This is a genomic window from Nocardioides sp., assembly GCF_035703625.1.
Taxonomy (GTDB): domain Bacteria; phylum Actinomycetota; class Actinomycetes; order Propionibacteriales; family Nocardioidaceae; genus Nocardioides.
In genome coordinates this window covers 1-9,104 of record NZ_DASSXS010000001.1, presented here as the reverse complement: position 1 = coordinate 9,104, position 9,104 = coordinate 1, and the positions used below count along the sequence as shown (strand labels likewise).

Annotated in this window: 7 protein-coding genes and 1 pseudogene; 2 read left to right on the top strand and 6 right to left on the bottom strand. The window is 72.1% G+C overall.

Going from position 1 to position 9,104, the window contains the following annotated elements:
- Nucleotides 1-1,184 (bottom strand): acetyl-CoA C-acetyltransferase (locus tag VFN12_RS00040; protein WP_325116479.1); only part of this gene is annotated, 1,184 nt, incomplete at its 3' end.
- Nucleotides 1,185-1,301: 117 nt separating this feature from the next.
- Between VFN12_RS00040 and VFN12_RS00035 the strand changes: the two genes are divergently transcribed.
- Complete coding sequence (locus tag VFN12_RS00035; RefSeq protein WP_325116478.1) at nt 1,302-2,027, top strand: MerR family transcriptional regulator; 726 nt, start codon at nt 1,302-1,304, stop codon at nt 2,025-2,027.
- Nucleotides 2,028-2,042: 15 nt separating this feature from the next.
- Here the strand turns inward: VFN12_RS00035 and VFN12_RS00030 are convergent, their stop codons facing one another.
- A complete protein-coding gene (locus VFN12_RS00030; RefSeq protein ID WP_325116477.1) occupies nt 2,043-2,681 on the bottom strand; it encodes a DUF5701 family protein in 639 nt (212 codons plus the stop codon).
- A 129-nt stretch (nt 2,682-2,810) separates the two neighbouring features.
- Here VFN12_RS00030 and VFN12_RS00025 point away from each other — a divergent pair, with 129 nt between their 5' ends.
- Nucleotides 2,811-3,710: an NAD(P)H-binding protein gene (locus VFN12_RS00025; RefSeq protein WP_325116476.1), complete on the top strand. Its 900-nt coding sequence runs from the start codon at nt 2,811-2,813 to the stop codon at nt 3,708-3,710.
- Between the two features lie 6 nt (nt 3,711-3,716).
- Here VFN12_RS00025 and VFN12_RS00020 read toward each other — a convergent pair whose 3' ends face one another.
- From VFN12_RS00020 to VFN12_RS00005, 4 genes and pseudogenes are all read right to left on the bottom strand, one after another.
- Complete coding sequence (locus tag VFN12_RS00020; RefSeq protein ID WP_325116475.1) at nt 3,717-4,421, bottom strand: type II CAAX endopeptidase family protein; 705 nt, start codon at nt 4,419-4,421, stop codon at nt 3,717-3,719.
- 83 nt (nt 4,422-4,504) lie between these two features.
- Nucleotides 4,505-5,920, bottom strand: a complete 1,416-nt coding sequence (locus VFN12_RS00015) for a DEAD/DEAH box helicase (RefSeq protein ID WP_325116474.1) — start codon at nt 5,918-5,920, stop codon at nt 4,505-4,507.
- 204 nt (nt 5,921-6,124) lie between these two features.
- Nucleotides 6,125-8,254, bottom strand: coding sequence for a hypothetical protein (locus tag VFN12_RS00010; protein ID WP_325116473.1), 2,130 nt, complete (start codon nt 8,252-8,254; stop codon nt 6,125-6,127).
- Nucleotides 8,255-8,354: 100 nt separating this feature from the next.
- A pseudogene (locus VFN12_RS00005) lies at nt 8,355-9,104 on the bottom strand (FAD-containing monooxygenase EthA); the annotation flags it as partial.

Below are 9,104 nucleotides of genomic sequence, written 5' to 3'. Positions count from 1 at the left end.
CCCATGCCGCCGCCGACGCAGAGCGTGGCGAGGCCGCGGCGGAGGTCGCGGCGACGGAGCTCGTCGATGAGGGTGCCGAGGATCATCGCGCCGGTCGCGCCGAGCGGGTGGCCCATCGCGATCGCGCCTCCGTTGACGTTGGTGATCTCGTGGGAGATGTCGAGGTCGCGCATGAACCGCATGGCCACGGCGGCGAACGCCTCGTTGATCTCGAACAGGTCGATGTCCTCCACCGAGAGCCCGGCCTTGGCCAGCGCCTTCCGGGCGGCCGGGGCCGGACCGGTGAGCATGATGGTCGGGTCGGCGCCCGAGACGGCGGTGGCGAGCACCCGGGCCCGCGGGGTGAGGCCGAGATCGGTCCCGACCTGCTCGGAACCGATCGCGACGAGCGCCGCGCCGTCCACGATCCCGGAGGAGTTGCCGGCGTGGTGGACGTGGTCGATCTTGTCGACCCAGTGGTACTTCTCGAGGGCCACGTCGTCGAAGCCCGCCTGGGAGCCGATGTCGGCGAACGACGGCTTCAGGCCGGCGAGCCCCTCGACGGAGGTGTCGGGGCGGATCAGCTCGTCGTGGTCGAGGACCGTGACGCCGTTGAAGTCCTTGACCGGGACGATCGAGTCGGCGAAGTAGCCGTTGGCCCACGCCTTGGCGGCCCGGTGGTGGGACTCCGCCGCGAACGCGTCGACGTCCTCCCGGCTCCAGCCGCCGAGGGTGGCGATCAGGTCGGCGCCGATGCCCTGCGGGACGAACCCGGTCGTGAGCGCGGTGGCCGGGTCGGAGGCCCAGGCGCCGCCGTCGGAGCCCATCGGCACCCGGCTCATGGACTCGACTCCCCCGGCGAGGATGAGGTCCTCGAAGCCGCCGCGGACCCGCGAGGCCGCCTGGTTGACCGCCTCGAGACCGGAGGCGCAGAAGCGGTTGAGCTGGACACCTGCGACGGTCTCGGGGTAGCCGGCGGCGAGGGCGGCGGTTTTGGCGATGTCGCCGCCCTGCTCCCCGATCGGCGAGACCACGCCGAGGACGACGTCGTCGACGCGGTGGGGGTCGAACGTCGGGTTGCGGACCTTGATCTCGTCGAGCAGACCGACGGCGAGGTCGACCGGCTTGACCTCGTGCAGCGACCCGACCTTCTTGCCCTTGCCACGCGGCGTACGAACGTGGTCGTACACGAATGCTTCTGCCATGACCGTCCTGTCTTTTGTGGAGCTTGTCGAGACCCACCCCCGATTGTGACACCATTACTGTCATCATGGTCAAGGTGACCGCACAGTGGTTCGGATCACCCGGCGCGGAGGGATGACGTGGAGGAGTCGGTCGAGCAGCTACGCGAGCTGCTCACCCTCGATGAGCTCACCAACCGGATCGGCATGAGCGTCCGGAACGTGCGTTTCTACACCACCAAGGGACTGGTGCCTCCTCCCATCCGGCGCGGCCGCTCCGGCTACTACACCCCCGACCACGTCGCCCGGCTGGAGCTGGTCCGTGAGCTGCAGAGCCACGGGTTCACCCTGGCCGCGATCGAGAAGTACGTCGCCGGGATCCCCGCCGATGCCACCCCGGAGGACATCGCCCTGCACCGGACGATGCTGGCGCCCTGGCAGTCCGAGATGCCGGTCGAGATGACGCGCACCGAGCTCGCGAAGCGCACCGGTCGCAAGCTGGAAGAGGAGGACCTCGCCACGCTGTCCGCCCTCGGCATCGTCCAGCCGGGCTCCCGGGGCCGCTTCAAGGTGGCGGTCTCCCAGCTCACGGTCGGGATGGGACTGCTCGACCTCGGCTTCCCCACCGCAGCGGCCACGGCCGCCGCCGAGGTGTACGCCGACCACGGCCGGCAGATCGCCGAGGAGCTCTACGGGGTCTTCCGGACGATGGTGTGGCCGGCCTACAAGGAGGCCGGGATCTCGCCCGACCGGCTCCAGGAGATCATCGAGCGGCTCAAGCCGCTCTCGGTCGCCAGCCTGGTCGCGGCGTACGAGTCGGCCATGGACGAGACCAAGCGCGAGGGGATCGCCCGGCGTACCCGGTGACCGGGTCGTGCCCCGTCAGGCCGCCACCCGCCCGGCGGCCGAGGCGACGCCCAGCCAGGTGTGCGGGTTCCCGTCCCAGCACCAGCCCAGCTTGGGGGCCCGCTCGCTGATCCACATCGCGGGGACCCTGCGGTCGCCGCGGCGCGAGCCGGAGAGCATGAAGCACTTGTTCTTCTCCAGCAGGTGTGGCGCGTGGGTGACCAGGGCGATGCCCTCGTCGATCGTCAGTGGTGTGCGACCGCGGCCGAGGATCACCGGCAGCGCGTCCTCGGGGCGCACGTTGCAGAACTCCTCACCCCGCTGGATCCCGGTCAGCAGGTAGGCCCTCGCGGAGGCGAGTCCGTCGAACCCCAGTTCCGGCACCGGGTGGTAGGTCGCCAGGTCTCCCTCGGCGTGGTTGCGGTCCACGACGCCTGGCCTGGAGCCGCCGACGAGGCGCAGCAGGGGGACGGTGTCGTCGGGGCGGACCAGCTCCCGCGTCACCACGACCACGAACGGCACGTCGTCACGCTCCTCCACCGCGGCGGCCGGCTCGGCCAGCGGCTCGAGGAGCTGGCGGAACGACGACTCGTCGAGGCCGGAGAGGGACGGATAGCCGAGCTCCACGAGACGGTCGACCTGGGAGGCGAACTGGTGGGCAGGGTCAAACGGCACGGGCGACTCCTGGGGTGGCGGTGCGTGGTCAACGCGTGCGCTTCCGCGGAAGTTCCCCGCCATTCTCTATCGTGGCGCCATGAGCCCCCAGATCCGCTCGCCGCACCTCCGTTCCCCCGGGCAGGCCGGATGAGCGAGCCACTGACCGTCCTGGTCACCGGGGCAACGGGGTTCGTCGGACGCCGCCTGGTCCCCGAGCTGATCGAGCAGGGTCACGACGTGCGGGCCATGACCAGGCGGCCCGAGCAGTACGACGGCCCGGGCGAGCCCGTCGCGGGCGACGTCTTCGACCGGGCGTCCCTGACCGAGCCACTCTCCGGGGTCGACGTCGCCGTCTACCTGGTGCACTCGCTCGACGACCCCGACTTCGAGCAGAAGGACGCCGACGCGGCGCGGAACTTCGCCAAGGCCGCCGTCGCCTGCGGCGTCCGGCAGATCGTCTACCTCGGCGGGCTCGGCTCCGAGGAGGACACGCTCTCCCCGCACCTGCGATCCCGCCGGGAGGTGGAGCAGCTGCTGGGCGAGACAGGGGTGCCGGTGACCGTGCTGAGGGCCGCGATCGTGGTCGGCGCCGGCGGCATCTCCTGGGAGCTCACCCGACAGCTGGTCAAGAACCTGCCGGCGATGGTCGTCCCCCGCTGGGTGTCGACCCGCACCCAGCCGATCGCCCTCGACGACGTGATCCGCTACCTCGCCGGGGTGGTCGGACTGCCCGAGGCCTTCGGGCGCACCTTCGAGATCGGCGGGCCCGAGCAGCTCACCTACCTCGAGATGCTCCAGGTGGCCGCCGAGGTGTCGGCCGGGCACCGCGTCCCGATCGTCCGGGTGCCGGTGCTGACGCCCCGGCTCTCGTCGTACTGGCTGGCGCTGGTGACCGACGTCGACCTCACGACCGGCCGCAACCTCATCGACTCGATGGGGACCGAGGTGGTGGTCACCGACAACTCGATCACCGAGCTGGTGCCCGGAGACCCGGTGCCGTACGCCGAGGCGGTGCGCCGGGCGCTGGAGGACCATCAGCAGGACTGAGTGGCCTCACCCGAACAGCACGGGCAGTGCGAACAGCATGGCCACCGACCAGGTGACGTGGGTGAGGATGGGGGCGAGGATCCCGCCCGACGCCCGTCGCTGCAGGCCGACCACGGCGCCGAGGACCACGGCCGCGAAGCCGAGCATGAGGTTGCCGGTGGCGAGCGTCGCGACGGTGTAGGCGACCGTCGTCACCGGCACCGGATGCCGGGTGACGGCGGCGTAGACCGCGCCACGGAAGAAGAGCTCCTCGGCGATCCCGTTGACCACGGTCACCAGGACCAGCAGGCCGATCGATCCCTCGTCGGCGTACTCCACGACGGAGCGCACGAAGCCGTCGAGCAGGTCGATCTCGCGCACCAGCAGGGCGCCCACCACGAACACGCCCGCCAGGCCGAGCCCGAGCAGGATCGGCACGACCACGGGACGGACGTGGTGGCCTGAGGGATGGAGCTCGCGGCCGAGGTGGAGCGGTCCGGAGGCGAAGGCACCGACCGTCCAGACGAGCGCGAGCCCGAACGTGGCGACGTAGAAGCTGGGGCTGCCGGGCTCGATCCGCAGGGACAGCGCCAGCACCCCGCCGCCGAGGACCACGAACGCCAGCGTCACCAGCTGGCGCCGGCGCAGCTGCGCCGGCGTCTCGCGGTGGTCGCGGGGTACGACGTCCCACAGCGCGCGCTGGAGCCGGCTGCGCACGCGGTCGATGTTCACCGGCGCGAGCCTACGCGGGCCCACGCGGAGCCCCCGTGGACCCAGCGTTGACCCAGCGTTGACCCCAGCGTGACCCCAGCGTCCTAGCGGCTGCCGGAGCTGAAGCTCGCGGCGCTGTGCTGGCCGCCGCCCGACGTGCCGGACCGACGAGGCCCCGAGCCCGAGCGGCGGCCGGATCCACCCTGACCGCCCCGGGCGCGGTTGCGGCCGCCACTCTGGCTGCCGGTGCGGCCACGGCCACCGCCACCGCGGCGGCGGCCCTGCGAGCGGCCGTTGCCGCCACCGGCGGAGGCGGGCGCCTCGACGACGACGCCACCGGGCACCTTGACCCGCTCACCGGGCGCCAGCTCGGCGAGGACCGGGTGGGCGGAGCCGTCGAGGCGGGTGGTGCGGGCCTTGATCCCGGCGGCCCGGGTGAGCTGGCGGACGTCGCCGACCTGCTCGTTGGTCATCAGCGTGACGACCGTCCCGCGGGCGCCGGCCCGGGCGGTCCGTCCGGAGCGGTGGAGGTAGGCCTTGTGCTCGACCGGAGGGTCGGCGTGGATGACGAGGGCGACGTCGTCGACGTGGATCCCGCGAGCCGCGATGTCGGTGGCGACCAGGGTCCGGGCCTGTCCGCTGTGGAAGGCGTCCATGTTGCGGGTCCGCGCGTTCTGGCTCAGGTTGCCGTGCAGCTCGACGGTCGGGACGCCGCTCCGGTTCAGCTGCCGGGCCAGCGCCTTGGCGCCGTGCTTGGTCCGGGTGAAGACCAGCGTGCGACCGGGCGCGCTGGCCAGGTCGACGAGGATCGGCAGCCGGTGGTCGCGCGAGATGTGGAGGACGTGGTGGTCCATCGTGGCCACCGGCGACTGGGCGGAGTCGGCCTCGTGGGTGACCGGCGAGCGCAGGAACCGCTTGACCAGGACGTCGATCGCCTTGTCCAGGGTCGCGGAGAACAGCAGGCGCTGGCACTCGCGCGGCGTCTTGTCGAGCAGACGGCGTACGGCGGGCAGGAAGCCGAGGTCGGCCATGTGGTCGGCCTCGTCGAGGACGGTGACCTCGACCGACCCGAGCGAGCAGTGGCCCTGACCGATCAGGTCCTCCAGCCGGCCGGGGCAGGCCACGACGATGTCGACGCCGCGACGCAGGCCCTGCACCTGGGGGTTCTGCCCGACGCCGCCGAACACGGTCCGGGTGGTGAGCCCGGCCGACGCTGCCAGCGGGGCGAGTGACTGCTCGATCTGGCCGACCAGCTCCCTGGTCGGGGCGAGGATCAGTGCCCGGGGTGCACCCGGGCGCCGGGGCCGGCCCGAGGCCACGAGCCGGGCGACGAGGGGCAGCAGGAACGCGTAGGTCTTTCCGGAGCCGGTGCGACCGCGCCCGAGCACGTCGCGGCCGGCGAGCGAGTCCGGAAGGGTGGCGGCCTGGATCGGGGTGGGGGTGACGATGCCGAGCTCGGCGAGGGCGGTCGCGAGGTTCGCGGGCACGCCGAGGTCGATGAAGGAAGGTGTTGAGGACAAGGGAAGTCGCTATCGCTTGGTGTGTCTCACCAATGCCGTCCCCCGCCGGCGGCGGAGGTGGGAAGCAGTGCTTCGCCGAAGCGGCGAAGAGCGCGCCGCTCGTCGAGTGACCGGTGCGCGGAACCCGAGGCAAGACTGGACGGGTCGTTGACCCCAGCCTAGGGGGCCGGGGCCAACGACCGCGAATCGGCGCGCCAGGCGCTACTACTGCGTGGCGACGCCGAGGCCCTCGATGCGGACCGGCTTCCCGGAGGTCGCCACGACGAGCCGGATGGTCCCGCTCCTGGCGGAGGAGAACCGGTGCTCGAACACCTGCTTCTTCTTCGTGGTCGTCGAGCTCAGGTTCACCTGCTTGAGCACCGACTGGCCCAGCATGATGTTGACCTTGCCCTGGCCGGGAGCCTTGGTCGCGACCAGCGCGACCGCGGTGGCGCCCGTGACCGACCTGGACAGAGTCGCGCCCTGCTTCGTGGACGTGGAGTAGGCGTTGCGGAAGTAGCCGCTGCCGGTCTTCTTCGCCCAGCCCGCGGAGTGCGTCAGCACCGTGTTGCCGAGCGGCACGGTGAAGGTCCGCTCCGCCGCGGTCGGGTCGGCCTGTCCGCTGCCGTCCGTCACCCACGCCCGGAACACGTGGGTCCGGGCCGAGAGCCCCGAGAGCGCGTGGGGTGAGGTGCAGGTGTCCGCGTCGCCACCGTCGAGCGAGCAGGCGACTGTCCCGGCCTCACTTGACCCGATCCCGATCGACGTCTGGGTGGTGAGCAGGTACCCGTTGTCGGCGGGTCCGGCGGTGATGGTGGTCTCCGGGGCCACCGGGCATCCGTTCACGTCGCCGGCGTCGGCCGGGCAGGTGTCGGCGGGGTCGAGGACACCGTCACCGTCGAAGTCGTACGTCGACGTGGTGGGCGCTGCCCCCGCGCGGAGGACCGGAACGCTGACCCCGCTGGCGCCACGCGGACCACCGAATGTGCCGCCCTCGAAGCCCCCGAAGCCGGCCCGTCCGGGCGTGGTCACGGTGTCCAGGCCGGTGTAGCCCGACGTGGATCCTCCCTGGTAGACGCCGGCGCTGGGGCCGCCGACCCCGCCGCCGCCGTTGCCGCCGTACCCGCCGTGGAAGCCGGTCTGGCCCTGCGAGCCGGGCGAGGCGCAGGTCGTGCCCATGAAGATGACGGTGGAGCACGCGCCGGGCAGACCGGACGAGCCCGGGGTCCCGGCTCCGCCGCTGCCACCGATTCCGCCGAACCCGCCGTCACCACCATTGCCGGCCGTGAGCGTCGAACCGATCGCCACGATCGAGGAGTTGTACGCGTAGACCGCGAACGAGCCGCCGCCGCCCACACCGCCGGTGCCAGGCGTTCCGCCCATCCCGCCTCGACCACCGGTGCCACCCTGGCCGCCGCAGACCGGCAGGCCGAATCCGTCGGATGCCCCGGTGCCGCCCCGCCCACCTTGACCACCGGCGCCGCTGCCTCCGAAGCCGCCGTTCTGGGCCTGCACCCGTGTCCAGGTGGGACCGGCCTGCGCGACGAAGCTCCCGTTGGCACCGTTGGCACCGTGGGCACCCACGCCACCGAGGACGACGCCGAGCTGTCCCTGGATCCCGGCGCCGCAGCCTCCGCTCCCCCCTGCGCTGCCGAGTCCTCCGCCACCGACGAGCCCGGTTCCGCCGTTGCTCCCGTTGACAGGGGCCCCCGCGGCGTCGGCGGTCGCCGTGACGTTCTCGAGCGCGACCTGGGAGGGCGCCACGCCCTCGGTCACCGCCCGGAGCCCGTAGCTGTTGCCGGACCCGTCCGGACGACCCTGGAGCGTGAGCTGCTGCAGCACGACGCCGGTGTCGCCGACGGCGAGCGCAGCGGGCCCGCCCGAGCCGGCGATCTTCGTGACCTCCGCGGTCGAGCGGGAACCGAAGCCGAGCGCGAAGCCGCCGTACACGCTCACGTCGTCAGCCAGGGCGACCGTCTCCGGGTAGGTCCCCCCGGCGACGTAGACGTCCTTGTGGGCGGGCGCCGCGGCGTTGACTCCGGCCGTGACGGTCCGCAAGGGGTTGAGCCTCGTCCCGGTGCCGGCGTCGTTGCCGTCCACCGCGCTGACGAAGATGGCGCTCGCCGCGTCGCCGTCGATGCCGTCGCAGTTGGTGTCGGCGAAGGCGAGGTCCGGCCGGTCCGGTGCGCCCGGGTGGATCGACGGGTCGAGCGGAGCGCAGTCGGCCGCTCCTCCGCTCAGGTCTCCGTCGAGATCGCCGACGACAGGCACGGCGGTCGCCGGGGCCTGGTGCAGGGCGAACGGGCCGATGGCCCCGATCACGAGCGCGCTGAACAACGAGATGGTCCTGGTCATGTCCGCCCCCCGGCGATTGGTTTCGGTCTCAGACGCCAGGGAGCGGCGAGAGGTTGCTCCGGATACCAATCGGGCCGGAACGGACTAGACCAGCGTCGTCTCAGCCGAAGCGGAGGGCGCCGTCGTCGATCTCCCCGCGCCGGATGGTGCGGACGTCGCGCAGGTAGTTCTGCCGCAGCCGCCAGGGCTCGCGGTGCCCCTGCTTGGGGAGGCTGTCCAGCGAGCGGAGCACGTAGCCCGGCGTGAAGTCGAGGAACGGCCGGTGCTGGATGTCGCTGCCGGGGACAGGTACGACGCTGCGGTGACCGTGCTCGTCGAGATGGGTCAGCAGCCGGCAGACGTACTCCGCGACGAGGTCGGCCTTCAACGTCCACGAGGCGTTGGTGTAGCCGATGGTGAACGCGAAGTTCGGCACGCCGCTGAACATGAGCGCGCGGTAGGCCATCCGGTCCCGCAGGTCGACCCGCTCCCCGTCGACCTCGAGGTCCATCCCGCCCATGATCTTGAGGTTGAACCCGGTGGCGGTGACCACGACGTCCGCGAGCAGCTCGTCGCCCGACGAGACCCGCACCCCCTTCTCGGTGAAGGTCTCGATGGTGTCGGTGACGATGTCGACCCGCCCCTCGCGGACCACCCGGAACAGGTCGCCGTCCGGCACCAGGCACAGCCGCTGGTCCCACGGGTCGTAGCGCGGCTTGAAGTGGACGTCGACCGGGTAGCCGTCGGGCAGCCGCTTGGCGGCGGCGTCGCGCAGCACCCGCTTCGCCAGCCTCGGCCAGCGCCGGCTGACCTGGAAGGTCGCCACCGACAGGCCGATGTTCTTCCAGCGCAGCAGGCAGTACGACGCCTG

Excerpts from the sequence above, each read along its gene's own strand:
- VFN12_RS00025 (WP_325116476.1), top strand. The coding sequence starts at position 2,811 with ATGAGCGAGCCACTGACCGTCCTGGTCACCGGGGCAACGGGGTTCGTC.
- VFN12_RS00010 (WP_325116473.1), bottom strand. The coding sequence starts at position 8,254 with ATGACCAGGACCATCTCGTTGTTCAGCGCGCTCGTGATCGGGGCCATC.